This is a genomic window from Paenibacillus sp. FSL R10-2734 (genome assembly GCF_037963865.1).
Lineage (GTDB): Bacteria > Bacillota > Bacilli > Paenibacillales > Paenibacillaceae > Paenibacillus_AQ.
Window position 1 is genome coordinate 1,754,879 of sequence record NZ_CP150170.1, and the last position, 26,613, is coordinate 1,781,491.

Here is a 26,613-nt window from a genome sequence, read left to right on the forward strand (position 1 = left end):
CTGTATAAGCAAATTAAAAAGGTGTCATAGCAGGGTTCTGCTGTGACACCTTTTTTGTATCATCATCGGGTATCCACCCGTTACTTCTTTAACTTACAGATGTCGGTTCAACCGGCTTAAGTTCTGGTTTCTGCGGTGGGTTAAATCGATAGACGATATAGCCAACTATGAACGGCATGATAATCGCAAAGATACCTGCCCCTACATTCACGCTCTCTTTCATAAAGATCAGCGTAGCACCCATCAGAATGCTGTCAAACACGACATGACTGAACATGACGGCAATAAAGCCGTAACGAAGGAAAATATAGCTGAAGAGCAGCCCGATCACGGTCAGCTCAATGGGACGGGTGCTGATGGGATAGATCGGATATAACGTATGGCCAAATGCCCAGACCAGCGTAGTGATCAGGCATGCGATGAACGTGCTCCGGAATACCTTTTTCAACACGGGGATTCCGAAAAAGCGATAAATGGCTTCCTCGGATAAACCAGCGAGCCATGCGACGATGGGCAGCAGCCAAGCATATCTCATGTTGTAAGGAGATTGGGTAGCGTCAGTAGTAGACCAGTTGTTCAAGGTAAATGATAATATGATGAACATAAGGGTCTGCACCCCTAGCAGTACGAATGCCCAGATGTATCCGGCACGGATACTATCCAGCACATACTTTCCGTAGCCTGGCTCTTTGGCGCGTGGCCAAGGGTTCATTCCTTCTTCCTTTTTCCATAGGCCGTCGCCTCCAACTAGGGAGAAATAGAGCAGGGAGGACATTAGCAGGCTATACAAGGCATAAATGATGAACATAATGAAGGAGGTTATCTGAGCCTCAAGCCCTTCACCTGTGGATTCAGGTAGCATATTATAGGTGCTGATCATCATGATTACAAAATAAGCCGAGCTTAGGAATACTCCACGCTTAAAGGAGGTATGCTCCCTTCTAAGTATGCTGTAGATGAGTGCCAGAACTCCTACAGCTAGTGTAGGCAGGCCATAGCCGAACATAGTAAGCTTTTCCGCAAGAGAGGTCTGATCCTTCACGTAGGAGGTATGCCAGGCTGGAGCTGAGAATCCGGCTTTAAAGCTGGATACCTGCTCACCATTGAAATCGAAATAATAGTGTAGCAAGGATTCGCCGATCTGAACGGAACGATCTGTATACACGAGCCCGTGGTTTCCCGTATTATTGGATTCAATTTGCAGCTTGGCGGGATTCACATTCCATTCCTGAAGCCAGGGACGGGCAAGATTTTCTTTTTGTGCTAGAGACAAAGCAGTACCCTTGTCCTCTTCTTTTGCGCTAGTGGATACATTGCTTGGTAAGCCTGCAGCCGATCCTTCTGCACCTTGTGTGAAGGCGACTACTGCGCCAGTATACATATTGAGGTCAACGGAGATCAGTGGCTCTTGTTCCGCTGAAGGACTAAGTGTTACACGAAAGATGTCAAAAGGATATCGTTGATCCAATTTCTTTTTTGTATAGTCCTCCAAAAGCTTCTCGCGGGACATATAACCATAAAAGGAAGAGTCCGTATCGTACAGTACATTCCACTGATCGGTTGGTGCTTTGGTGTAGTTCAGCTTTTGTTCTGCGAATGATATGGCTTTGTCGCGGGCTTCCGCCTTACTGATGACAGTAGTATCTTCCCCGGCAGGGCTATTTAGCACCGAGGGAGCAATTTGAAACATAATAAATAGAATAAGACCGATAATGCCCGAGATGATGAGCCTCTTGGAGAGGGCACGTTGCTGTAAGGGCTGGCCAACGGGATTCATGTAACGCCTCCTTGTAAACTGACAATGTTATGTACCATTATAGTATTAGTGCCATGATAGTTACAAAAATCATCGTATATTCTTTTTATGGGTAATAGAGATATTATAGAATAGGTAGCTGAATATATACCATGAATTTAAGGTGATTATTTCTTCGTTTTTCATGAAAATCGATGCAATTGCAGGGAAAACACGGAAAAGTGATGAGAAAAGGCACTCTTAGTGGTACATCCTCTCCAAACCGCATTTTTCATATGAATCACCATTAATAGTGTCTTTGTGATTTATCGAAATAACATATATAATTTGTATGCAATTGTATATAGCCGAATTTCAGGTGAAAACGGGGGAACCATAAGAAGTAATGAAAAGATGAGTATACGCCATAGGCGTTGTCTTTATTCATCAGGGGTGAATTTCGTTCTAGGAACGAATAGGGCAGCCTGCACAGTCCGAATCCGTCAGCTAACCTCGTAGGCTAATTTACTGCAGGAACCAAGGGTAGCATTGGTTTTCCAGTGCTTTTTTTGTTGGAATTCTTTAAATTTTGATAAGAGGGTGAGCGTAGTGGCTTCACAGTTTCGCAGGGTTTCTGAATCAAAGTTCCTGAAGCTCTCTCCGCCTCAGATTATGGTGCTTGGTTTTGCATCGATCATTCTGATTGGAGCCTTGCTGCTAATGCTTCCCATTTCGAGTACCAGCGGGAATGCTGTTAGTTTTATTGATGCGTTGTTTACTGCAACATCGGCCACCTGTGTGACAGGACTTGTGGTGCTGGACACCGGGACGACATTCACCATTTTTGGGAAAACCGTAATTATGGTGCTTATCCAGGTGGGCGGCTTAGGTTTTATGACAATGGCCACCTTATTTGCCATGATGATGAAACGCAAAATCTCCTTGCGGGACAGACTGATCCTACAGGAAGCAATGAACCAAGGTTCTATGGAGGGAATTGTTCGATTGATCCGGAGAGTACTCATTTATTCTTTGGTCATTGAAGGCTGTGCAGCGGTACTTCTGTCGATACGCTGGGCATTTGATATGCCCCTAGGAAAAGCCATTTATTTTGGGATATTTCATGCGGTATCCATGTTTAATAACGCTGGATTTGATATTTTTGGAGATTTCCGGAGTTTAACCGATTATGTATATGACCCGCTTGTGAATATCGTGGTGATGTTTCTGATTGTCTCCGGCGGTATCGGTTTTATTGTCATGTCTGATCTGGTGGAGTTTCGTGTAAAACGTAAATTATCTTTGCATAGCAAAGTTGTACTCTCTTCCACTGCAGGGCTTATTCTTATCGGCGCTTTGGTTATTTTTATATTTGAATTTACGAATCAGCGCACACTGGGTAATCTAAATTTCGGCGGCAAAATATTATCGGCATTCTTTCAGTCTGTATCGCCCCGAACCGCTGGTGCCAACACAGTGGATATTGCCGGACTGCGGCAAGCCTCACAGTTTTTTATGGTTATTCTTATGTTTATTGGTGCATCTCCGGGATCAACGGGTGGCGGGATCAAGACTACAACCTTTACGATAATGATTGGTGCAGTAATAGCGATGCTGCGCGGGCGTGAAGATGTTGTGCTGTTCCGTTATCGATTGGCGCAGGAGCGTATCTATAAAGCGTTGACGTTAACTTTACTGGCGTTACTATTGGTCCTCTCTGTGTCGATGTTACTGTCCACAACAGAGGATAGTAATTTCTTAGCAATACTATTCGAGACGACCTCAGCCTTTGCTACGGTGGGACTAAGTATGGGGCTGACACCTGAACTGTCTATCATCGGTAAGATTCTGATCTGTCTGACGATGTTCGCGGGTCGGCTAGGTCCATTAACATTAGTGTATGCGCTTGGACCTAAACAGGGTAAACCATTGTATAAGCATCCAGAAGGTAAAATAATTATTGGATAGGAGTTAATCCGAAATGAAAGCACAGCAATTTGTAGTAATCGGCTTAGGCCGCTTTGGTTCAAGCCTTGCACTTGAGCTGATGGAAATGGGCTACGAGGTGCTCGGTATTGATCATCATGAAGAGCGCGTGGAGGAAATGAGCGATCACCTGACTCATGCGGTAGTGGCAGATGCTACAGATGAGGAGATTATGCGCTCGCTTGGCGTACGGAACTTTGACTGTGGGATTGTAGCGATTGGCGACAATATGGAGCGCAGTATTCTGGCGGCAATTTTGTTAAAAGAGGTTGGAGTTAAGTATGTAGTAGCCAAGGCGATCTCGATCCTTCATGGTCGTGCGTTGTCCAGGCTGGGCGTAGACCGGGTTATTTTTCCCGAGCGGGATATGGGAATTCGTGTGGCGCATCAGCTCGTGACACCCAATTTGCTGGATTATATTGAACTGTCCAAGGATTATAAGATCGTCGAGCTAACGGTTCCGTCCTGCATGAACGGGAAAAGCTTGTCAGATTTAAATACAAGAGCGAAATATGGCTGCAGTATTGTTGCCCTAAACAGAGATAGTGGAATTATTGTTGCTCCAACCGCTCATGATCATTTGAGTGAGGGCGATGTTATGGTACTCATTGGTTCTAATGAAAGTATTGATCGATTTGAGAATGAGGTTGTAAACAAAGATTAATAGTAAAGCCCTCGGTCCTATCATGGGACGGAGGGCTTTTTTTGAATTTAGGTTGCACGCAGATGCAGATATTACTTCTCTTGTTCTGTCAGAAACATCTCTTCTGTAACTTGCACCAGACTACGAGCTGCTGTGCTCAGGCTGCCGTCGTCACGGTAAATCAAGCAGGTCGTTCGTTGGGTTTGCTCCAGCTCCTTAATATGCAGAGATACCAGCCCGCCGCCGTTCAGTAGCTGCGGACGCAAATAAGACTTAGGCAGTAACGCGGCCACATTGACCGTCGGAAGCAGCCGTACGATGGCTTCGAAGGAGTCGATCTCCATACGTACGTCCGGATCAATTCCGCAGCGCTGGAACAGATCGTCCGTTAGGCGGCGGTACCAGGTGCCTTTGGAGAAGAGGATCATAGGCAGTCGGGACAGATCATCCATGGTTAGCTTGGAAGATTGATTCAGAGGATGATGCTCAGAAACGACCAATCGAAGTTGATCCTCAAACAGAGAAATGCAGCGCAGTCCAGGCTCCTGAATAGAGGAAGCGATCAGACCGATATCTGATTTTCCTTCACTAACAGAGGAGACAATCTCATGCGTTCGGCCCGTGATCAGCTTCAGCTCCGCTGTAGGGTATTTCTCCATATATGCGTTGACAAGAGGTGGCAGAGTAGTCTGCAGTGAGGTAAGAGACGCCCCTAAGGTGACCAGCTTTGGCTCGCCTTCTTTGTATTTAGACAGAGCCTCTAGAAATTTAGAGCGCTGCTGCCGTTGTTCAAGTGCGTAGGAATAAGTGAGACGCCCAACCTCGGTTAACTCCAGGCGCTTGCCATAACGATTAAATAGCGCGACACCCAGACGTTCTTCCAGCTTGGAGATTTTGCGAGATAGGGCAGGCTGGGACAGATTGAGCTGGCGTGAGGCCCGATTTAAGCTGGAATGCTCCACGACCGCCGCAAAAACATCTAAATCGTCAAACATATTTATGTTCCTCTCGTAGTGCAATCTATAAACAGTAGTGATGAAATTCATAGCGATGAAGACGACACAGCTTGCTCCAGAAGGGAATAAAAAGTTTTGTCGGAAAATGTTGTCAATCTAAATGAGAATTATTATCATATAAAATCTATTCTTATGCGTTTATTGTATAACGATTAATAATTAGATTGCAATTCCCTTATAAGGGAAAAAGGAGTAACATGAAAAGTGACACAAGATATTCACATTTTGTGAAAAAGAAAACAAAGTCCGGGAAACCAAGGGATAGCGGTTAATAAAGGCATTTTGTCATTACATAGTCTACGTTATCCTGTGTCGATTGTAGTTCCGGCGGTGAATACACATTAATGAAAACGCTGTTTTAATCGGAAAGGGGTTACATTGTATGAAAGGATTTTATTCCAGAAAGATTCATTCCTTGCTAGGCGTTATCCCGCTTGGAGCTTTCTTCATTGAGCACATGATGACGAATTTTGCGGCTGTAGAGGGTGGCGCTTCCGGTTTTACTGACAGTGTGATATGGCTGAACAGCCTGCCGCTTGTCTTCTTCCTGGAATTGTTCGGTATATGGCTTCCGCTGCTGTACCATGGCGTATACGGACTGTATATTGCCTATCAATCCAAGCCGAACTTGAACCGTTTCAACATTGAAAGAAACTGGCGTTATACACTGCAACGCATTTCAGGCATTATAACTTTTGTTTTCATAGTGTGGCATTTGTTCCAGACTCGGGTTCAGGTAGCTGTTGGTAGTGTAGAGCATGAAGAATTAGGTGGCGTGATGCACGATATCGTGACTCAGCCGCTGATGCTGACGCTGTATATTATCGCTATAATTGCTGCATGCTTTCACTTCTCAAACGGTCTATGGTCTTTCTTGATCAGCTGGGGAATCACTGTAGGACCTCGTTCACAGCGGGTATCCTCTTACCTTTGTCTTGGTATCTTTGTTCTTGTAACGTTCATGTTCCTCATTTCGCTAGTCACTTTCCGTGATGCTGAATTTCAAACCGCAGCTTCCATAGCTCAGTCCATAAAGACTTTCATCTAAGTAATTAACCTCTCAGGACTAGATTCTAGAATCCTTTCTGATATTTTCGATAAAGGGAGTGAACTATCATGGCAACAGCAAATATCATTATCGTGGGCGGCGGTCTGGCCGGTCTGATGGCTACCATCAAGGCAGCGGAGTCCGGTGCACATGTCAATTTATTCTCATTAGTTCCTGTAAAAAGATCACACTCCGTATGTGCGCAAGGCGGCATCAACGGTGCTGTAAATACAAAAGGTGAGGGCGACTCCCCTTGGGAGCATTTCGACGACACCGTCTACGGTGGTGACTTCTTGGCGAATCAGCCACCGGTCAAGGCGATGTGTGAAGCGGCGCCGGGCATCATTCACCTTATGGACCGGATGGGTGTAATGTTCAACCGCACACCAGAGGGACTGCTCGACTTCCGTCGTTTCGGCGGAACGAAGCGTCACCGCACTGCCTTTGCTGGCGCGACGACAGGACAGCAGCTTCTATACGCACTGGATGAGCAAGTGCGCCGCTGGGAATCCGAAGGTCTCGTAACTAAACGTGAGAACTGGGAGTTCCTATCCGCTATCATCGACGACGAAGGCGTATGCCGCGGCATCAGCGCCCAGAATCTCAAGACAATGGAGATTGAGACTTTTCCTGCGGATGCTGTTATTTTGGCTAGCGGTGGGCCTGGTATTATTTTTGGTAAAACGACGAACTCCGTAATTAATACGGGTACAGCCGCTAGTGCGGTGTACCAGCAAGGCGTGCATTATGCCAACGGAGAATTTATACAGATTCACCCAACGGCTATTCCGGGGGATGACAAGCTTCGATTGATGTCGGAATCGGCACGTGGTGAAGGTGGTCGCATCTGGACTTATAAAGACGGTAAACCGTGGTATTTCCTCGAAGAGAAATATCCGTCTTACGGTAACTTGGTACCGCGCGATATTGCTACACGTGAGATTTTTAATGTATGTGTGGATCAAGGGCTGGGTATTAACGGCGAGAACATGGTGTATTTGGATCTCTCTCACAAGGACCCGAAAGAGCTGGACGTGAAGCTTGGCGGGATTATTGAAATTTACGAAAAATTCATGGGGGATGATCCCCGTAAAATACCGATGAAAATCTTCCCAGCTGTGCACTATTCCATGGGCGGTATATGGGTTGATTACAACCAAATGACAAACATTCCTGGTCTTTTTGCGGCAGGCGAATGTGAATATCAATATCATGGAGCGAATCGTCTAGGCGCTAACTCTTTGGTATCTGCCATTTACGGCGGTATGGTTGCTGGACCAAAGGCTGTTGAATACATTAAGGGTCTGAAGAAATCATCACAGGATATCTCTTCATCCGTATACGATAGCTTCCACAAAAAGCAGACAGACAAATATGAGTCTCTGCTAGCGATGTCAGGTACAGAGAATGCTTACGTGATTCACAAGGAACTGGGCGAATGGATGACTGCCAATATGACAGTTGTGCGGCACAATCCGAAGCTGGAAGCGACCATTGGCAAAATCAAAGAGCTTAAAGAGCGTTATCGCAATATTAATATGAGTGATACCTCGCGCTGGAATAACCAAGGAGTGGCCTTCACCCGTCAGCTATGGAACATGCTGGAGCTGTCCGAAGCGATGACACTGGGCGCGCTTATGCGCAATGAGAGCCGCGGTGCACATTACAAGCCGGAATTCCCGGATCGTAATGATGAGGAGTTCTTGAAGACTACGAAAGCAGCCTGGACTGCAGATGGTCCGCAAATCTCCTATGATGAAGTTGATGTCTCACTGATTCCTCCACGGGTACGTGATTATTCGAAGGATTAATAATTACTAGCTTCTGAACAGCTTGCGAGGCAAGCTTCAAGAAATAAAATTAGGCAATTTGAGGAGGGAACCATTATGGCGGAAACTGCTACAGCTCCCAAAAACGTAAAATTTATCATTACCCGCCAGGACGAACCGCAAAGCTCATCTTATATTGAGGAATTTGAGCTTCCTTATCGTCCAGGTATGAATGTAATCAGTGCATTGATGGAAATTCAGCGTAACCCTGTGAATGCCAAAGGTGACAGCACAGTTCCGGTCTGCTGGGATTCCAACTGTCTAGAAGAAGTATGCGGAGCTTGCTCGATGGTGATTAACGGTAAACCACGCCAAGCCTGCGCAGCACTAATAGACAATCTGGAGCAGCCCGTACGTATCGAGCCTATGAAGACATTTCCGGTAGTGCGTGACTTAGTCATTGACCGTACACGGATGTTCAATGCGCTTAAACGAGTGAAGGCTTGGATTCCAATCGACGGTACGTACGATCTTGGACCGGGACCACGGATGCCGGAGAAGAAACGGCAGTGGGCTTATGAATTATCGAAATGTATGACTTGCGGCGTGTGCTTGGAGGCTTGTCCAAATGTCAACGAAAAGACGGATTTCATCGGACCTGCAGCTATCTCTCAAGTACGCCTGTTCAACGCCCATCCTACGGGTGAAATGAATGCAGATGAAAGATTGGACGCTCTAATGGATGATGGCGGTATTGATGGTTGTGGTAACTCACAGAACTGTGTACGCGCTTGTCCGAAGGGGATTCCTCTTACCACATCTATTGCAGAAATTAACAAGCAGACGACGAAACATATGTTCAAACGCTGGTTAGGTGTGTAATAAGTAGTACCGCCAGATCTTTAATTTTGAGCTATCCTCAAAGGTGGATTTTTATTCGCCGGGGATAGCCTTTTTGTTTATAATTGGTAGGTAACAGGAAATTCGTCAAGCTCAGGATACTGAATTGTATATGCTATAATATCCATTGTTAACGTACGTTAGGCGTGGAACAACAGGGAGGAATAATCGTGATTTGTCGGGAGCATGATGGTGCAATTGTAATGGTTAAACAGCATGATCACGGGAAGTTAGCTGGAGAGCTCGCCATTTGGTTCAAGGAAGAGCATGTGCCAGAAGAAGGACGCCGGGACGAGGTGCTCTGGGCTGTGGCAGAACATGACCGGGGCTGGATTGATCTGGATGAGACGCCCTTTTGGAACGATGCGGAGCACGCGCCTTACAGCTTTATTGATTTTCCTGTAGTGCCGAAGCTGACCTTTTATAAGCGAGGGCTTGATGAGATCGAGGCGCGGACACCGTATGGAGCGCTCCTGTGCAGCTTGCATTTTGAACGACTCATTAAGATTTCGGGACTGGATTATCCAGAACTGACTTTATATCAAGAGCATGAAGAGGAACGTAGATCCCGTATTCACCGAGAACTGGAAGTATCCAAGCCTATCGGTGAGGATGAGCTGTATTATGATGCCCGCCTATTAGAATTTTGCGATGATCTATCCTTATATTTGGCTTTAAATGAGCCTGGGTGTCCAAAATCAGAGGAGCATCCTTGGTGGCGTGAAGGGTTCTCTGGCAGTGAAGATTTTAGTTTTACGTCAGGTCGTAGGATAACCGTGGAGTGGAAAGATAAGTCAACGTTAGTGCTGGATCCTTTTCCATTTAAGAAGACGGTTGAAGTAGCCTTTATGCTGAGACGAGTCCTGAAATCAGAAGTTGCTAAGAGAGGCATCGCACCCGCATACGGCGATACGCTGGAAGAAGAATGTAGAATTGTACTGACGGCTCGAAAAGAAAGCTGAAGGAAAGGAGAATCTCCGTATGAAGATACAATCGTCTGGGGCTTCTCCCAATAAGGAAAACAATAATCCGAGTAGAGACACCCACTCTAGTGCCTCTGGACGGCGATCTCAGGGCAAGACAACAATGTCCCGCCGGCAATTCCTGGCTCGGGGTGTGGCCACTGTAATCGGCGCTGGCTTGCTTACAAGTGGTTATGCTTGGCAAGGGGAGCCAAACTGGATTGAGGTAACTAAACTGAATCTGTCTCTCAAAGATCTTCCTACCGCTTTTTCAGGCATGAAGGTTGTCCATTTCAGTGATACTCATTTGGGGTTTAATAAGGATGCCCGAGATCTGGCTCGGCTTGCAGAACGTATAGCTAAGGCAGAGCCAGATCTTATATGCTTTACAGGTGACATCGTGGATAGCGACCCTGAGGATCTTGTAGCCTCCGTACCTGTATTGGCAGAGCTGAGTGCTCCTCTAGGAAAATATGCGGTTCTAGGCAACCATGATTTCAAGAATACGAAGCGGATTGTCGAGTTACTGGAGTCTGCTGGCTTCCGGGTGCTAAGGAATGAATCCTATCTTCTAAAAAGAGGCGGAGCCGTTATGGCTGTGACGGGACTGGATGATCTGCTGCATGGCGAGCCTGACCCTGTGAAGGCACTTAGTGGCGTGCCTGCAGGAACCTTTACCGTTCTGATGATGCATGAACCGGATTATGCAGATACAGCACAGGCTCATTCATTTCATTTACAGCTATCCGGGCACAGTCATGGTGGACAAATTCGCATGCCGTTTGTAGGTGCGCCATTTACCCCTTATGGATCCCAAAAATACATAAATGGATTGTATTATACAGATGCCAAGCGCATGCCCGTGTATGTGAATAGAGGCTTTGGCGAAACAGTCATGCCTTTTCGTTTTCTCTGTAGACCGGAATTAACGGTGCTGACGTTGCAACATTCATCGGATGAATAGGTTAAACTATTAGCTGTATGGAGGGGGAGAGAGTATGAGCACCTATGAGGCAGTATTGTTCCAGACGCAACATGGTGTGGCGGTTGACCTGAGGCTGATCCTGCCTGAGGATGCTTTTGCTTTGCAGCAGCTGCTCTCCCATCCAGAAGTACAGGCTCAGATTCAAATACGCACCGGCGCTGGATCAGACTCTGCTCAGGTAGAGAAGCTGGTGAACCGGATGTTATTCGCATTCGATCCTTGTGCGCTGCATGCGGGTATCTATTTGAAAGAGCAACAGAAGTTGATCGGTATTGTTGCTTTACAGCATTGGAATCGACGTGAGGGCAAGGCCACTTTAGGATATATGCTAGACCCGGCGTATTGGGGAGGCGGACTGGCGACAGAGGCGGTTGGCTTATTCTTAAATTATAGTGTTTATACACTTGGGATAACGCGGATTGAAGGACGCTGCCGAGGAGATAATATTAGATCCGAACGTGTGATGCTTAAGAACGGTATGATGTTGGAGCGAGTGATGCCCAGAGTGGGCTCCTTGGACGATGTAATGAAAGTATTCACATTGTTACACAAATGAAATAATGCCGTTATGAAACTCTAACAGTGTCCGGTTAAACTAAGTACATGACCCCCTTTTAAAAATATAAATGCTTTGGGACCCGATGATTCGGGTCCATTTTTTTTGGAACGGACTCAGATGCACCTATTTGTGCATTTTTAACCTTTTGGTGCGAGTTACGGACTCCAGGGACGTTATTCGTCTAAAATAGGGAGAAATTTGAGTGGTTTTGAGCAAATAACGTCCGTGGAGTCCGGTTAGCATGCGAAAACAGCGGATTTGGTGCAAATAAGGGCACTGGAGTCCGCATGGGGATAGTGGTTACGTTCTAGCGAGCTTTTGATGAGCTGTCGGATCAGTTGAAGGTGCGCCAAGGGAACTCGACTTCTTAGAAGGCTTGAACACTTACCGTCCTTATAAGGACGCCGAAGGCGTTTATGTTTGGCAGTATATCAACCAATCGTTTATGATTAATACACCGAAGAATGGAATTAACAAGGAGGCGTAACATCTTGAATGAAGTGGTACAGACTTTAAAGAATCATCGTTCTTTCCGGCAATATTCGGACCAGCCTGTGGAACCAGAGAAGCTCAAGGCAATGATTGAAGCGGCCCAGGCCGCACCCTCATGGGTTCATGGTCAGCAGGTTTCTATTATAGCTATCAAAGATCCTGCGCGTAAGCAGCAGCTTTCAGTTTTGTGCGGAAATCAGAAGCATGTAGCAGCAGCACCCGTATTTCTGGTATTCTGTATGGACTTTTACAGGGCAAAAGTAGCAAGTAGAGTGGAAGGCAAGGCTTTTGAAGCGGTAAAAGATGTAGATGCGCTGCTCGTTGGAGCTACAGATGTCGGTATCTCATTGTCTAACGCGATTGCAGCGGCAGAATCCATGGGCCTTGGGATTATCCCTATTGGGGGTGTCCGCCGCAATACAGCAGGCGTAATTGATCTGTTAAAGCTGCCGGAGTACGTATTCCCTATCGTCGGGCTCTGTGTCGGATATCCAGCCGAAGAGGCCACTCAGAAGCCACGGCTGCCGATGGAAGCCGTATATCATGAGGAACAATACAATCCGGATGTGGAAGGCCTCCTAAAGGCGTATAATCAAACTCACCGTGAATTTTTGCAGCAGCAGGGATTAACGGAGAGAGATTGGACGAGCACGATTGCTCATTTTTATGATATCAATCCGGAATATGGAGATGCGAAGCGCACCCTGAAGAAGCAAGGCTTCACCTGCGATAACCTATAAATAAACGAAAATGCACCAAGCGGAGATTGGTTTAAAGGAGGGTGAACCCCACCCCTAAACCAATAACGCTTGGTGCATTTGTTTATGCTTGATCACAGAGAAACTTTAATTTTCTCGCGCTGCTTGTAATAAACCCAATGTGTAAAACCTATCTCTTTGAGCTGTGCGGCTACCGCATCCCGATCTTCTGCGATCCGGGAGGGCTTATGTGCATCCGAACCAAAAGTAACCTCAACGCCAAAATGCAATGCGCGCTCCAGTATATCTGCTGATGGATACCAGCCTCCAACCAGCTTGGTTCCGCCTGAAGTATTAATTTCGATCGTTACGTCACATTCACTGATCACTTTTAGACAATCATCAATCGGCTTAGGAGCGGGGATATCAGAAAAGGCCGGGTAGTTTCCTTTCATCGCATCAATGTGCCCGAGAATTTGGAACATACCACTGCGGGCGGAATCTGCAATCAATCGGTAATAATCAGATTTTACGCGAATCTGTTCATTCTTGCTAAGCCCTTTCCAGCGACCCTTGTTAAAGATGCTAACGCCACCGACACTATGTACCGATCCAATCACATAATCAAAAGGGTAGGCGGATAATATCTTACGGTATAGCTCGGCATGCTCAGGGAAGTAGTCTGATTCGATGCCTAGCAGAACGTCGATTACACCTTCGTATTCTTTTTTGAGGGAAAGGACTTCCTCAACATAATTTGAAAATTCAGACTTAGCCATAGCGATTTGAGGAAAAGCTTGCTCGGAAGGGCTCCCGAAATATGGGGTATGGTCAGAAATGCCTATCGCCCCTAGACCTGCCGAAATCCCAGCCTCGATATAATCTCTAATCGTTCCGTCGGCATGGCCACAGCGGAAATGATGTGTATGCAGGTCAAATTTCATCAAGAACAGCTCCTTTAAACAAGGTTATGCAATAAGCTCAGAAGTATAGATTCTACTTTGCGGGTGTATTTTACTCAGACCCAATAAATTGTGTCTCTGGCATACCTTTGAGGTCACTAAGAAACTGTCTCATGGCAGAGTTCACGTATTTCCCAGACTTTGTTATGACTCCTACAGGATGCGTGACTTCTAATTCAATAATAGGCACAATTTTGAGGGAACCCGCTCGAACCTCAGCGGTCACTGACTGCTTGGAAATAATGGCTGCGCCCAAATCGAGCTCTACCATCCGTTTCACTTCCTCGCTGCTGGTCAGTTCCATAATTACATGTGGTTGAATGCCATGCTTGGCGAATACCTCATCAGCAAATTTACGGCCCACTGTATCCGGTGAGAGCAGAATTAGCGGGATTTTGCCTAGGGCTTCTATACCTGCGGTTTTCACTTGAGCTAAGGGGTGTCTAGGTGAGACCACCAACTCGAACGTATCATAATACAGAATGGAAGTTGTCATGCTCGGACTACGTCCGATTAAATAGCCAATGCCTACATCGACGATTCCGTTCTCGACATGTTGATAAATTTGAGACGAGGACATTGAAGAAATGGATGTTTTGATATGAGGGAACTGGTCTTTAAAATAGGACAAAATACGCGGTAAAATCTGAATGGCGATAGAGGTCGTTGTACCGAGAATGATATGGCCTTGGGGATTATCTTCAAGATCCATAAGTCTTTCCTTAAGTTCCTCAACAATCGTCACAATTTGTTCCGCATGCTCCAGAAATACTTTTCCTTTATCAGTTAACGTAACAGGCTGATTTCGGTCAACCAACTGTGTCTTGAACTCTTCTTCAAGGCTCTTGATTTGTGCTGAAACCGCTGGCTGGGTCAAATTAAGCAGTTCTCCGGCTTTGCGAAAGCTCATCGTTTTGGAGATCGTTATAAGTGTATCCAGCTGGCTGATGTTCATAGAATACCTCCTTTGGACAATCGGATAAGAATGTGGTTTTGATAATTTCTTACGTTCCATGTTGGCATTTGATTTAAATTATAGGAGATAATACCCGACAGAGCAATGTTGAGGCATAAACAAACTTGGGTTTGATTTCGACATGTACATTAATTTTTGCTGAATTATGCCGATATATAAAGTATAATAATCCATATTACATGGGACTTTTGGTATATGACTAAAGCACGATAAAGGGGGAGACTGGATTTTCATGAAAGCAGAAGTAATTAATCCGTTTTTAGAGTCTGCACGGACAGTTATAGAACAAGTGATTCAGGTCTCGCCTTCCACTGGGAATTTAGGTATTAAAGAAATTGAACTGATCGATAATCATATATGGATTCAAGTGGGAATGACTGGTCAGCTGAGCGGAGATATTATATTTGGTATCGCGGAGCAGGTAGCCTTGCGAATGGTATCAATTATGATGGGCGGCTATGTGATTACGGAGATGGATGAGATGGGTCAGAGTGCAATTTCAGAGCTGGGGAATATGATCAGTGGGAATGCCAGTACGATTCTATATAATCAGGGAGTTACGGTAGATATAAGCCCACCTCAAATTATGAAGCTAGAGAGCATGTCTTTTTTACCTCGCAGAGCGCTTAGTATTCCGTTATTGATGGATGGGGTCGGAGAGATGGATATTCAGGTGATGATCTCTTAGACAAGAGTTAGGAGCTGAAATACTTTTTATGGTACTCAAAGATAAGGTGGTTGTGATTACAGGAGCGTCAAGTGGCATTGGTGCATTAACCGCACAAATGCTTAGTAAGAAGGGTGCTATTCCCGTTCTAGTGGCACGTTCCGAAGCGAAGCTGAAAGAAACAGCGGCCGGTATCCCGGGCGTTTTTGGACTGTATACATGCGATGTAACAGATGCGGATGGAGTTCAGGAGACCTTTGCTCAAATTTTAGCGACTTACGGCAGAATTGATATTTTACTAAATAACGCCGGGTACGGTAAATTCGCCGCTTTTACAGAGATGGAGCCTCATGAGTTTGATGATATGATGGATGTTAACTACATGGGGATTGTTCGCTGTACGAAGGCTGTAGTTCCACATATGCTAGAGCGGGGAAGCGGCCAGATCGTAAATGTGGCTTCCATGGCAGGGAAGATCGGCACAGCCAAATCTGTCGCCTATACAGCGACTAAGCATGCAGTTCTTGGATTCACGAATGCGCTCCGACAGGAGCTTCGGAAGAGTGGGATTGTTGTCTCGGCTGTGAACCCTGGCCCCATTGCCACGGACTTTTTCAAAACGGCTGACCCTTCCGGAAACTATGAAAAGAGCGTAGCTCGAATGATGATGACGCCAGAGCATGTCTCTTCCAAGATTGTGAAGGTCATGGAGACTGGCAAAGAAGAGATGGATCTTCCGGGTCTAGCAGGGTTTGGTATTCGGCTTTACGGTCTATTTCCTCGCTTGGCGGACAAGCTTACTTATAATGCGATGAACAGAAAATAGAGCCTGCTGTAGCATTATTGGCCTTCCATTTGGTGGAGAGGCCTTTTTGGCATATAATGAAGATACTATCTCAAGCGAAAAGGATGAATTACACTTATGAATAAAGCTTCTTTTGCGGCTATCGGCATTCAGGAAGACCTCGTTGCCCGATTGTCGGAATTCGGTATTAACGCCCCATCCCCGGTACAAGAGCAGACGATTCCACTTCTGCTGGAGGGAAGAGATGTTATTGCTGCTTCCCAGACTGGAACGGGTAAAACCTTGGCCTATCTGTTGCCTCTGCTTCAAACGATTAACCCGGAGCAGAAGGTGGTCCAAAAGCTGGTGCTTGCCCCTACACAGGAGCTGGCAATGCAAATCTTACGTGAGGCGGAACGTTATGGCGAGCATCGTGGGATTCGAGTAATGGGTCTCATTGGCGGGGCAGCTATCAAACGCCAGATCGACAAATTGCGTGAGCATCCACAGCTCATCGTAGGAACCCCCGGCCGGATCCGGGAGCTGATTGGACTTCGCAAGCTGAAGATGCATGAGGTCAGCACGATTGTTCTAGATGAAGCGGACCAAATGTTTCAGCTGAGCGGTGCCGGCGAGGTAACGAAAATCGTTAGCAGTGCGCTGCGTTCGCGCCAGCTCGTTATGCTGTCAGCAACCATTGGACCGGAGACGAAGGCATTAGCTAATCGTGAAATGAAGAACCCGGCAGAGGTCGGAATTGCTCCCGGTGTAATGACTGCTGAGAGTTTAGAGCATCATTATGTTGTAACGGAAGAACGCAACAAAATAGACATGCTGCGCCGGGTCATCCGTCACTACAATCCAGATAAAGCGATTGTGTTCGTGAATGCTACAGATGATATTGCAGAGGTAGAAGCTAAGCTGAACCATCTTGGACTAACCGCAGCGGCACTTTACGGCGATGCTGATAAGGTAACGCGCAGTAATGTATTGTCTCGTTTCCGCGAAGGAAAGTTCCGTGTGCTTGTTGCCAGTGATGTGGCTGCCCGAGGACTGGATATTGAGAATTTGTCACTGGTAGTTAGCTTCGATCCTGCCTTTGATTCCGAGCATTATGTACACCGTGCTGGTCGTACGGGTCGGATGGGAAAACGCGGGTTATCCGTAACGATTGTGACAGAGCAGCAGACCTTTATTATGCGTAAATTCGCTCGTGAACTGGATATTGCCCTTGAAGAGCGGGAGATGGTCGGTGGCAAGGTGCTCGCAGCAGATGAAGCGCGCAGCGCTTTGAATAGTGGACGGGGACGGAATGAGAGCAGTGGACAACGTCGCGATGGAGCTTCTCCGCGTAGCAGCAAACCACAGGCGCGAACATCTGGCAATGCAGTCGTTCAGCCGTCTACAGCTAGCTCAGGGCAGCAACCTACCAAAAGACTGGCTACGATTCATACAACTGAGGCAACAAGCGGAGAACAACAGCGCGATTCGGAGCGCAGCGTGAATCCTTCCGCAGGCGCGCGCGGAGGTGCCACTCCTGCACGGAGTAAGCGCAACAGCAATGCAGAACGTGAGAAGAACCGTAAGAATAAGGGAGCGCCAAAGTGGTTGAAAGACAAAACTCCGAGAGGTGACGGTCAATGAATAATTCTCCCGTATTGCAAATTACGGGCCTCAGTGGTGGATACAGCCTGAATAAGCCGGTGCTGCATGATATTGCGCTTCAGGTGCAGCCTGGCGAAATGGTTGGATTGATTGGTTTGAATGGAGCAGGAAAAAGTACGACGATGAAGCATATTCTAGGACTGATGTCGCCCCACAAGGGCGATATCACAGTAAAGGGCAAGACTCGTGCTGAAGATCCCATCGGATATCACAATGCTTTGACTTTTGTGCCAGAATCGCCTCTTCTGTATGATGAAATGACGGTACGTGAGCATGTTGAATTTACTGCAAGAGCGTATGGGGTAGAACAAAGTGATTATGAAACCCGCACCTTACATCTAGCCAAGCTGTTTCATATGGAAGATAAGATGGACACGTTGTCGACCCATCTATCCAAAGGGATGAAGCAGAAGGTCATGATTATGTGCGCTTTCGTAGCGCGGCCAGCGTTATATGTAATCGATGAGCCTTTTTTAGGGCTAGATCCGTTAGGTATTCGCTCGCTGCTTGATTTCATGATGGATCTGAAAAAATCAGGGTCCTCTATTCTGCTTAGCTCTCATATACTTTCTACCATTGAGAATTATTGCGACCGTTTTATTGTGCTGCATAAAGGTAAGGTGATTGCTCAGGGAACGCTGGAAGAAATAGCGGCAACCACTGGACTACAGGGGCTGACTTTGGAGCAGCTGTTCTACGAGCTGGTTCAAGGAGGGAAATAATATGGATTTGAAAGAGCTGCGGCGCACGCGGCGAGGTCGATTCATGGGAAGTATGCTTCCTTATGTGGGATATATCATTCAAAGCGGCGTAGCTATGGTCTTCCTTTTCGTGCTGATTGTCTTCTCGGCTTGGTATACATCGCTGTTACAGAATGTGCCTGAAGGTATTCCCATTCGCTGGATTATGCTTGCAATACTGCTGCCTGCGGCAGTACACAGCAGCTTCCGAACCTATTTGCAGACCCCGGATACGATCTTTCTGTTGCCACAGGGTCACCGGATGAAGGAATATTTCGCACCTTCGTGGGTGAGTGGAAATGTATGGAAGATTATTCGATTGTTATTTGTACTCATTACTCTTTGGCCGTTGTACATACGTACAGATGAGTCTCCTAAGCGATTGTTATTTACAATATTGATTCTGATAGCTGTGAAGCTGATCGCGAGCTATGGCTTATGGAAAGAGGTAGCTATGCTGTCGCGTCCGATGGCAGGTGTGTATACTTTCTTACGCTGGGCGGTTGGAGGATTAATCATTGCCGCTTGGTTGTGGCAGCCAGTCGGCTCAAGTCTGATATTTATGGTGCTATTAGCAGCGGCCTATCTTGTTGCACTGTCCGTACCAGCACGTCACGCCGTGCCTTGGGAAAGACTAATTGCAATGGAAAAAAATCAGGGCGGACGTGCTCTGATGGTTCTGGGCTGGTTCGTGGATGTGCCGGGTCGTGAGCAACGGGTGTATCCTCGTCGCTATCTATCCAAATGGGGCGCTCGGCTGCCTTGGCGAAAGGATACGGCTTACCGCTATTTGCTGACCAAAAGCTTCGCCCGGGGAGATATTTTCGGAATCATTATGCGGATTTCGGTGTTGGCCCTGCTTCTGAATTGGTTGAACCGTGACAGTTACTTCGGTACCGCCATCTATTTGTTCTTCCTGTTCATTATTGGAGTACAATTGTCGGCACTACGCAAATTGCATAGTGAGTCTTTTTGGCTGACAGTGTATCCCTTTCCAGAAGGCAGTAAGGCGGATAACACGACACAATTCGTATTCCGCGCACACCTGGTAGTGGCATTGATTCTTGGTTTGCCTTTCTTAGCCTCTATAGGTGACCGACTACTCCCAGTGATTGGTACATTTGTAGCAGGGGTTTTGGTATCCTTTCTGTTTAAGGGATACTTGTCCCGCAAAGCCGCACGGATGAATGATGAGGATTTGTAGGGAATTCATTCAAAATAAAAAGGCTTTCTCAAAAGTAGAAAATTCTACGGATGAGAGAGCCTTTTTTCACGTATCCAAAAGTATATATTTGGGGCCCCCGCAAAGTACCTGAGTTCGCAGCGAAGCAAAGCCCCACTGGAGATATCTTCGCCCGGGAATGAGATGTGCCACGGGAAATGGGAAAGAGCTCAAGGCTCTCTCCCGAGACTGTCATCTCTAATTAAACCCAGAAAGAACGAGTGATGATAACCAACAGGATAAAGAGAACCAGAATGGCACCAGTGCTTGTGAAAGGGCCGCCTCCACAACAACCGTTAAATCCGCCTCTTACTTCTTCGCTCATGTTCATTCCCCTTTCGGTGTGTGTTGTACTTGAGTACATCGTATTGTATGTGCGGAGAGAGAAGCATGTATAGGCCAATGCCGGAGGAGTCCAGAAAAAAATCAGCCCCGCAGAAGCGGAGCTGATCGTAGGTAATATGAAAAGTATGGCTAAGCTTTTTCCAGATCACGAACGCCTGCGTATACAAGATCAAATAGATCTTCCAGCTGTTCTTCTTCGATACAAGAGAAAGCAATACGCAGATCTGTTTCTCCGAGAGCGATAGTGCCCAATCCATAATTATGGATCAGGTGAAGCCTGAGGGCTTCAGCCGAAACAGTATGAAGCTTCAGACACATGAAGTAGCCGGAGTTAAAAGGATAATACGTCCATACATCATCGCCGTATTTGCCGCTATCAAGCAGCGCTTTTACTTTATTCGCACGGCCTTTCATGATTTGGAACTTCTCTTCCTTCTGCTCTTCGAATTGTGGAGATTTCAATGCGTCCAGTACGAAGGTCTGCGATGGATGTGAACCGCTGGAAATGGTAGCGCGAATGATGCCCAGTGTTTTTTGCTCCAAAGCAGCTAGCAGCTCCTTGTCTTCCGAGGCATAAGTGATAAAGCCAACACGGAAGCCCCAGACGAATTCTTCTTTGGTCGCACCGTCAATCTTGATTGGAAGCACACGTGGGTGCAGATGAGCAAGCTTACCGAACAACGATTCTTTTAATGAATCCTCAAAGAAAAGTCCGAAATATGCATCATCACTGACGACAACCACATTAATGCCTTCCTCAGCCGCACGAAGGATAGCTGCGACGATTTCATCGCCTTCCTTAATCCCTGGAGTATATCCTGTAGGATTGTTAGGGAAGTTCAGCAGCACGATCGCTTTTCCGCGTTCTTTTTGAGCCAGTAGCGCTGCTTCAAGACCCGCACTGTTAAATGTCATTTCTTCTGTGAAAAGTGGATAGTTAACGGTCTCCCCATGACGGCGGATTCCGAAGGTTAGTTCATAGTTTTCCCAGTTCTTATCTGGGTAGATAATCGCGTCGCCTGGCTCTGCGAAGAGGTCAGCGACAATGCTAAGCCCATGAGTCAGGGCGTTGGTCACAACAGGATTACTGAAGGATTTCCCTTCGAGTGAAGGGTTTTCGCGCAGCATTTTTTCCCGCCATACGGTACGTAACTCTGGTTTCCCTGCTGGTGGAGCGTAGCTATACAGATCCTTTGGATTGTAGGCAGAGAGTTTATCCTGAATGACGCCGAGGTGCATAGGCACGCCACCTTCGGTAGCAATACCGATGGTTGCATTGTATTTCTTAGCGTGAGCGCCTGCTTCAGCGGATTGGCTCAGAATGCCCTCCTTAGGAAAATAAATTTCTTTGCCAAGCGTAGAGAGCATATCAAAAACATGTTCATTTCCCGCTTTAATGCTTTCGTTCAATTGTCCAGCCAGTGGATTCATCAGTTTCATCCTTCCAGGGTTCTTTAGGGATACATACTGTTAACATTGCCTAACATTATATCACCGCCACTAGCAACCGTCACTTGGAAAGATACGTTTTTTTAAAATTTAAGGAACTTTAAGTTTTACACTATACGTAGTGTTTATTTTGTACGAGAAACTGGTCTATCTTTATCTATTATTCGGAGTGGTAGGGGCAATACTTTTTCATCATCGCTATGGTTTCTTCATCACGTGGCTGATTTCTTTCAGACAGGCCGGAAATGACTCCAGAGCGCTCTTCTTCTTTCAAATTCTGGCCAAACTTAAACTTCGCAGTGATCTCATCAGGGGTAATGCGCACAACCGCGACTCCCTTTAGACGGGGACGGTACCTAGGATCTTCTGCATCAATGGGATCATAGCCGCCCTCGGGCTGGAGTTTTTTCATAAATAAGGAGAGTACGATTGCTTTTTCGCTAATGTCTTCGACGGGCTCGGCTGTACCGTAGGCGGTAACACTTTTAAAATACGCGGTTGCTGGGCAGGCCATCTCTTGGTCGCTAAAATAAGACGGAATCAGTGCATACTCATCCGCTACAGTAAAGCAGACCTTCTGCTGATTGCGAATCGCCTTCATTTTGCCGCCAGCATGACTGCCGTGGAAATAGAAACACCCATCTGTATATACAAAATTCAGCGGTGTCACCCGCGGTTGCCCCTGTTCATCACTTGTCCCGAGAAAACCGAAGCTCATTCCGTTTAGAAAAGAGACCAATTCTTCCTCCTGATCTACTTGAAATTCTTTTCTGCGCATAGGGATCACGTCCTCGTTCTTAATAGTGTAGAGCGTTTGCTCTAATGTTTATGTTCTTTAAAGGATAGTAGAGTAGTTGACAATTAAAAAGGACCAATTAAGATAGTTTTTAATGGACCACTTGCTGGCCAAGGAGGGGAACCGATGAACATCTCACTGGCATACGATCAATATCTGGCGATACATCGTTACAAATATTTAGCGTTGTATCACGCGCTCCGCGCTGCAATTTTGGAGGGGAATCTACCAGGTGGCACTCAGCTGCCATCAACACGAAGTCTTGCTATGCACTATGACTTGTCGCGCGGATCGGTCTCGCAGGTGTATGAAATGTTGCTCGCTGATGGTTATGTAAGGACGGTAACTGGGCGGGGGACCTTCGTGTCTGAGGATAGTTTTTCTTCAGCTTCTGGTGGCAGTGATGGTGACAATCTGGTTTTGGGTGAAGCAGCAGATGCTGCTAGGGGAGATTGTGTATCTGAGACAACGATTCCACTCTCGGCATGGGGCAAGCGACTGCTCGCACGTCCAACACCCTTGTATGAGGAGAGTAAAAAGAATGTTGTGAGCTTTCTGAGCAGTGGTATGCGGATGGAGCATTTTCCTTACTATGAATGGCGCAGTGCGCTGTCTTATGCCGGAGGGAAGGAAGGCGGCTTGCTGCAAAGTACTTGTCCACCCGAAGGAGATGAAGGACTGCGCAAAGCGATCGCTACGCATCTGCGGATTACTCGCGGGATTCGTGCGGATGCAGAGCAAATCGTATTGTTCAGCGGCTCGATGCAAGGCATCGTTATTCTGACACAGCTACTGCTTGATGCGGCGGGTTCAGCGGTCGTTGAGGATCCAGGCTTTCATGGGATTCGCCGAGCGGTTGAGATCACTGGAGGCCAATTGCTGAGAGGGAAGCTGGATGGCAGCGGTCTTGTCCCGGAGGATTGGGATGCGCGTCTGTTGTTTGTTACACCGAGTCGTCAATTTCCTACAGGCGTGGTGCTGCCTTTGGAACGGAGGCGAATCTTGCTGGAATGGGCGCAGCGGCATGATGCGGTAATTATAGAAGATGATTATGACAGTGAGTTCCGGTGGTCAGGACGTCCAATCGAGCCCTTAAAAGCGCTAGATCGCGGAGAACGGGTTGTGTATATTGGCTCCTTCTCGAACACGATGTTCTCTGGCCTTCGGCTTGGCTTTGCAGTGCTTCCACCTTCTCTAGTACAGCCGACTATTGCCGCCAAGGCGCTGTATGAGCCCTTGCCAGTAGGGCTGCTTGAACAGCGTGCGTTGGCGCGGTTTATGAATACCGGCGGCTACGGGCGTCATCTGCGTCGGATGAACCGCATTTATGGCGAACGTGGACGCATCCTCCGCACTTTGCTGTCGGAGCAGCTTGCGGAGCTGTTCGATCTGCAGCCTGGCGATGCGGGGTTGCAAGTATATGCGAGGTGGCTGCGCAGTCGCGAAGAGTTCGTGGCATTTCGGGCGGCGGCGCGCAGGCGCGGCACGGATTTCAGAGATGCTGCGTTATATCAAGTTTCGTCGGGGGGGCCAGCAGCTTGTTTTTCATTTGCTCATCTGAATGCTCTGGAGCTGGAGGAAGGAATTAAGCGCCTGCTTTTGGCGTGGGAAGATGTACAAAGTGCAACATGACAAGGTATGATGGTGAGGATGGATAGCAAAACTAAGCAGATGCTTAATGAGGCAAGTTTTGCGAAGTAACTCAGAGTGGATTGCGCTTACAAAACTAAGCGGATGCTTACGAAGTGAGTTTTGCGAAGTGACTCAAACTAGATTGCGCTTACAAAACTAAGCGGATGCTTACAAAGTAAGTTTTGTACGAAGAGTTTTCGATGTAGCCGATGCTTACAAAACTTTTAGGAGGGAACGTTATGCTGCACGCATCGCCATCCTCTTTTGTTATATTACCTGCCTTGGCGAAGATTGTGTGCGAACCAAGCTGGAAATGGCAAAAAAGAGAGAAGTCGCTGCAAAATTATGATTTATTCTATGTATGGAGCGGGGAAGGCACGGTTGTACGTAACGGGGAACCTTTCCAAGTGGGTAAGGGAAGCTGCTTCTTGTTTCGTCCGGGTGACCATACAAGCGCTACACATAATCCGCAAAAGCCGCTTGTCCTTACATATATTCATTTTGATGTCACCGGAGAGGTGACGGATATCCCGCTGCCCTATCGTGAACTTATAGAAACGGTTGAATTTGAACATCTGCTTGCTCGTTACGTTCGGCTATTCCTAGTGGATACCTACGCAGCTGAGGAAGAAGGGCAGCTCGTTCTAAAACAACTAATGATTCATCTGCTTAGGGAGGACCGTGTGAAGCCTGTAGAACGTTATGTTAGCAACCATTTGACGGAAATCATTCATGAAATAGCGAACTATGTGAGCCAACATCCCGGGGTTTCGCATCGCGTAGAAGACCTTGCTGCACGTGCGGGGTTATCGCCGCGGTATTTCTCAATCAAGTTTAAGGAGCTTACAGGCTCCTCTGTTCAATCCTATGTAATCCGTGCCCGGATTGAGCGTGCTCAGCATTTGCTGTTGTACGCCGGAATGAATGTTACTGAGGTAGCAGATGCGCTTGGATACCGTGACATTTTCTTTTTTAGCCGCCAGTTTAAGCAGTATACCGGAAAAAGTCCATCTGAGATTCGCTGATTTCCTTTCTTTGTTTCAGTTACTTCAACCAACAAAGGGTGGATACTTTATGGAATGCTGGTCAGACGGAGAATCTGTAACACGGATTGTACAGGTGGAGGCGCAGGGGTTTTTAGAAACCGCTTAAAACGATTAAAACAGTCGAGTGCTTTTGTCATGGAAAGCTGGTTCTAACTGAACAAACGAGTATATAATCGCTGGATATGACCCAAGCTTTAAATAACCGGAGCCAACAGGCTTCCGGTTTTTTTGAAATATAAGAAAGTATAAGTTTCACACAATACTTTATGACTTATATTTCTCGCATAAACGCTTACCGTCCTTATAAGGACGCCGCTAGGCGTTTATGCTTGGCAAACCGAAGGGTTTATCGGCCTCGCGTTGTATTTTATACAATAGAATGAACTCATATGAAGGTAATTTCGAATTCTGTTGCATATCTTACATTCATTTGGTGAACAAACGCCCATACTAAAGATTATCACGGTGATCTATTGCATGAAGTACAATGAAATATTTTAGCGAGTAAAAATAAAGATTTTCTGTTGCACATCCTGCAATCAAACAAACGCCTATGCACCAGATGATATTTATATGTCCTACGGTGAGTTTGTTGTCAATATTTATTTTAACTCGAATGAGTTACTATTAAGGAAAAGTTTTCCGTTATACGCATCGCATAACTTTGACTGTAGTCCATTGGTGGGAGGAGAGAGATAATGTACGAAATCGTGCTTATACGACATGGTGAAAGCCAGTACAATGTGCAGAATTTATTTACGGGCTGGAGCGACCCAGATTTAACTGACAAAGGTATTCAAGAGGCAAAGGCCGCAGGAAAGCTGTTGAAGGATTCGGGGTATACGTTTGATCTAGCTTTTGCTTCAGTGCTAAAGCGGTCGATCAAGACACTCAACTATGCACTTGAAGAGATGGATCTGCTGTGGATTCCCGTACAAAAGTCTTGGAAGCTGAACGAAAGGCATTATGGCGCACTCCAGGGATTAAGTAAAAGTGAGACGGCGATCAAATACGGTGATGCTCAGCTGCATCTATGGAGACGGAGTTTATCGGTTCGGCCTCCGATGCTGGAGTTGGATGATCCCCGGTATCCCGGAAACGATATCCGTTACAGTAATGTTCGTCCGGAAGATATCCCGTGCGGAGAGAGTCTGGAGGACACCGTTCATCGTGTGGGCGATTTCTGGAGAAACCGAATTGTACCCCTTGTGCGTAAAAAAGAACGGGTGCTTATTTCAGCCCATGGCAATACGCTGCGAGCGTTGATCAAATTTATGGAGGATATTGATGAGTCGGAGCTGCTGGAGCTCAATATTCCAACCGGAGTACCACTGGTGTATAAACTCGATGAGGACATTAATCCAATCAGCCGTTTTTATTTAGGAGATCCGGAACAAGTGGCGGCCAAGGCGCTTGATGTCGCTAAGCAGGGACATGTGTAATAGGCGTATTAGGTATAATAAGCGTAACCGATGATTGCATGAAAAGACAAAGGACAGCAAGGACAGCCTCTGGGCTGTCCTTTTTTGTTGTTAG

24 protein-coding genes and 1 riboswitch are annotated in these 26,613 nt (G+C 46.6%); of the genes, 17 read left to right on the top strand and 7 right to left on the bottom strand.

Annotated elements, in window-relative coordinates; genetic code table 11:
* Window positions 1–88 precede the first annotated feature (88 nt).
* The gene (locus NSS67_RS07810; protein ID WP_339319023.1) at window positions 89–1,777 is read right to left on the bottom strand and encodes a CPBP family intramembrane glutamic endopeptidase; all 1,689 of its coding nucleotides are present in this window, start codon (window positions 1,775–1,777) and stop codon (window positions 89–91) included.
* A gap of 314 nt (window positions 1,778–2,091) precedes the next feature.
* Window positions 2,092–2,271, top strand: a riboswitch (cyclic di-AMP (ydaO/yuaA leader).
* A gap of 136 nt (window positions 2,272–2,407) precedes the next feature.
* On the opposite strand from NSS67_RS07810, the gene NSS67_RS07815 reads away from it, so the two are divergent.
* Window positions 2,408–3,703, top strand: coding sequence for a TrkH family potassium uptake protein (locus NSS67_RS07815; protein WP_339320537.1), 1,296 nt, complete (start codon window positions 2,408–2,410; stop codon window positions 3,701–3,703).
* Between the two features lie 13 nt (window positions 3,704–3,716).
* Complete coding sequence (locus NSS67_RS07820; RefSeq protein ID WP_339319024.1) at window positions 3,717–4,385, top strand: TrkA family potassium uptake protein; 669 nt, start codon at window positions 3,717–3,719, stop codon at window positions 4,383–4,385.
* Window positions 4,386–4,456: 71 nt separating this feature from the next.
* Here the strand turns inward: NSS67_RS07820 and NSS67_RS07825 are convergent, their stop codons facing one another.
* Window positions 4,457–5,359 (bottom strand): LysR family transcriptional regulator, encoded by a 903-nt coding sequence (locus NSS67_RS07825; RefSeq protein WP_339319025.1) that lies wholly within the window; start codon window positions 5,357–5,359, stop codon window positions 4,457–4,459.
* Window positions 5,360–5,762: 403 nt separating this feature from the next.
* On the opposite strand from NSS67_RS07825, the gene NSS67_RS07830 reads away from it, so the two are divergent.
* The 7 genes from NSS67_RS07830 (at window position 5,763) to NSS67_RS07860 (ending at window position 12,835) form a co-directional block, all read left to right on the top strand.
* Window positions 5,763–6,428: a succinate dehydrogenase cytochrome b558 subunit gene (locus NSS67_RS07830; protein WP_339319026.1), complete on the top strand. Its 666-nt coding sequence runs from the start codon at window positions 5,763–5,765 to the stop codon at window positions 6,426–6,428.
* A 68-nt stretch (window positions 6,429–6,496) separates the two neighbouring features.
* Entirely contained in the window at window positions 6,497–8,239 is a 1,743-nt protein-coding gene (gene sdhA, locus NSS67_RS07835) for a succinate dehydrogenase flavoprotein subunit (protein WP_339319027.1), read from the top strand.
* A 75-nt stretch (window positions 8,240–8,314) separates the two neighbouring features.
* Entirely contained in the window at window positions 8,315–9,079 is a 765-nt protein-coding gene (sdhB, locus tag NSS67_RS07840; RefSeq protein WP_339319028.1) for a succinate dehydrogenase iron-sulfur subunit, read from the top strand.
* A 188-nt stretch (window positions 9,080–9,267) separates the two neighbouring features.
* Complete coding sequence (locus tag NSS67_RS07845; RefSeq protein WP_339319029.1) at window positions 9,268–10,059, top strand: DUF3891 family protein; 792 nt, start codon at window positions 9,268–9,270, stop codon at window positions 10,057–10,059.
* 19 nt (window positions 10,060–10,078) lie between these two features.
* Window positions 10,079–11,023, top strand: coding sequence for a metallophosphoesterase (locus NSS67_RS07850; protein WP_339319030.1), 945 nt, complete (start codon window positions 10,079–10,081; stop codon window positions 11,021–11,023).
* 34 nt (window positions 11,024–11,057) lie between these two features.
* A complete protein-coding gene (locus tag NSS67_RS07855; protein WP_339319031.1) occupies window positions 11,058–11,600 on the top strand; it encodes a GNAT family N-acetyltransferase in 543 nt (180 codons plus the stop codon).
* A 503-nt stretch (window positions 11,601–12,103) separates the two neighbouring features.
* The gene (locus tag NSS67_RS07860; protein WP_339320538.1) at window positions 12,104–12,835 is read left to right on the top strand and encodes an NADPH-dependent oxidoreductase; all 732 of its coding nucleotides are present in this window, start codon (window positions 12,104–12,106) and stop codon (window positions 12,833–12,835) included.
* Window positions 12,836–12,927: 92 nt separating this feature from the next.
* Here the strand turns inward: NSS67_RS07860 and NSS67_RS07865 are convergent, their stop codons facing one another.
* Together NSS67_RS07865 and NSS67_RS07870 are read right to left on the bottom strand one after the other, a co-directional pair.
* The gene (locus NSS67_RS07865) at window positions 12,928–13,737 is read right to left on the bottom strand and encodes a histidinol-phosphatase (RefSeq protein ID WP_339319032.1); all 810 of its coding nucleotides are present in this window, start codon (window positions 13,735–13,737) and stop codon (window positions 12,928–12,930) included.
* 70 nt (window positions 13,738–13,807) lie between these two features.
* Window positions 13,808–14,710, bottom strand: a complete 903-nt coding sequence (locus tag NSS67_RS07870) for a LysR family transcriptional regulator (RefSeq protein ID WP_339319033.1) — start codon at window positions 14,708–14,710, stop codon at window positions 13,808–13,810.
* Between the two features lie 253 nt (window positions 14,711–14,963).
* Between NSS67_RS07870 and NSS67_RS07875 the strand changes: the two genes are divergently transcribed.
* From NSS67_RS07875 to NSS67_RS07895, 5 genes are all read left to right on the top strand, one after another.
* On the top strand, window positions 14,964–15,419 hold the full coding sequence (locus NSS67_RS07875) for a chemotaxis protein CheX (RefSeq protein ID WP_313638208.1): 456 nt from the start codon (window positions 14,964–14,966) through the stop codon (window positions 15,417–15,419).
* Between the two features lie 28 nt (window positions 15,420–15,447).
* The gene (locus NSS67_RS07880) at window positions 15,448–16,224 is read left to right on the top strand and encodes an SDR family oxidoreductase (protein WP_339319034.1); all 777 of its coding nucleotides are present in this window, start codon (window positions 15,448–15,450) and stop codon (window positions 16,222–16,224) included.
* 96 nt (window positions 16,225–16,320) lie between these two features.
* Window positions 16,321–17,826 (top strand): DEAD/DEAH box helicase, encoded by a 1,506-nt coding sequence (locus NSS67_RS07885; protein WP_339319035.1) that lies wholly within the window; start codon window positions 16,321–16,323, stop codon window positions 17,824–17,826.
* Window positions 17,823–18,569: an ABC transporter ATP-binding protein gene (locus tag NSS67_RS07890; RefSeq protein WP_339319036.1), complete on the top strand. Its 747-nt coding sequence runs from the start codon at window positions 17,823–17,825 to the stop codon at window positions 18,567–18,569. Before NSS67_RS07885 ends, NSS67_RS07890 begins: the two co-directional genes overlap by 4 nt.
* Window position 18,570: 1 nt before the next feature.
* Window positions 18,571–19,791 carry an ABC transporter permease gene (locus NSS67_RS07895; RefSeq protein ID WP_339319037.1) on the top strand — a complete coding sequence of 407 codons (1,221 nt, stop codon included), beginning with the start codon at window positions 18,571–18,573 and terminating at the stop codon, window positions 19,789–19,791.
* A 220-nt stretch (window positions 19,792–20,011) separates the two neighbouring features.
* Here the strand turns inward: NSS67_RS07895 and NSS67_RS07900 are convergent, their stop codons facing one another.
* The 3 genes from NSS67_RS07900 to NSS67_RS07910 form a co-directional block, all read right to left on the bottom strand.
* Window positions 20,012–20,134, bottom strand: coding sequence for a YjcZ family sporulation protein (locus NSS67_RS07900; RefSeq protein WP_339319038.1), 123 nt, complete (start codon window positions 20,132–20,134; stop codon window positions 20,012–20,014).
* A gap of 149 nt (window positions 20,135–20,283) precedes the next feature.
* A complete protein-coding gene (locus NSS67_RS07905; protein ID WP_339319039.1) occupies window positions 20,284–21,585 on the bottom strand; it encodes an aminotransferase class I/II-fold pyridoxal phosphate-dependent enzyme in 1,302 nt (433 codons plus the stop codon).
* A gap of 178 nt (window positions 21,586–21,763) precedes the next feature.
* Window positions 21,764–22,381, bottom strand: a complete 618-nt coding sequence (locus NSS67_RS07910; RefSeq protein ID WP_339319040.1) for a pyridoxamine 5'-phosphate oxidase family protein — start codon at window positions 22,379–22,381, stop codon at window positions 21,764–21,766.
* Window positions 22,382–22,525: 144 nt separating this feature from the next.
* Here NSS67_RS07910 and NSS67_RS07915 point away from each other — a divergent pair, with 144 nt between their 5' ends.
* The 3 genes from NSS67_RS07915 to gpmA all read left to right on the top strand — a co-directional run bounded on the left by NSS67_RS07915 (window position 22,526) and on the right by gpmA (window position 26,519).
* Window positions 22,526–24,031 (top strand): PLP-dependent aminotransferase family protein, encoded by a 1,506-nt coding sequence (locus NSS67_RS07915; RefSeq protein WP_339319041.1) that lies wholly within the window; start codon window positions 22,526–22,528, stop codon window positions 24,029–24,031.
* Between the two features lie 239 nt (window positions 24,032–24,270).
* The gene (locus NSS67_RS07920; RefSeq protein ID WP_339319042.1) at window positions 24,271–25,056 is read left to right on the top strand and encodes an AraC family transcriptional regulator; all 786 of its coding nucleotides are present in this window, start codon (window positions 24,271–24,273) and stop codon (window positions 25,054–25,056) included.
* A gap of 719 nt (window positions 25,057–25,775) precedes the next feature.
* The gene (gpmA, locus tag NSS67_RS07925) at window positions 25,776–26,519 is read left to right on the top strand and encodes a 2,3-diphosphoglycerate-dependent phosphoglycerate mutase (RefSeq protein WP_339319043.1); all 744 of its coding nucleotides are present in this window, start codon (window positions 25,776–25,778) and stop codon (window positions 26,517–26,519) included.
* The last annotated feature ends 94 nt before the right edge of the window (window positions 26,520–26,613 follow it).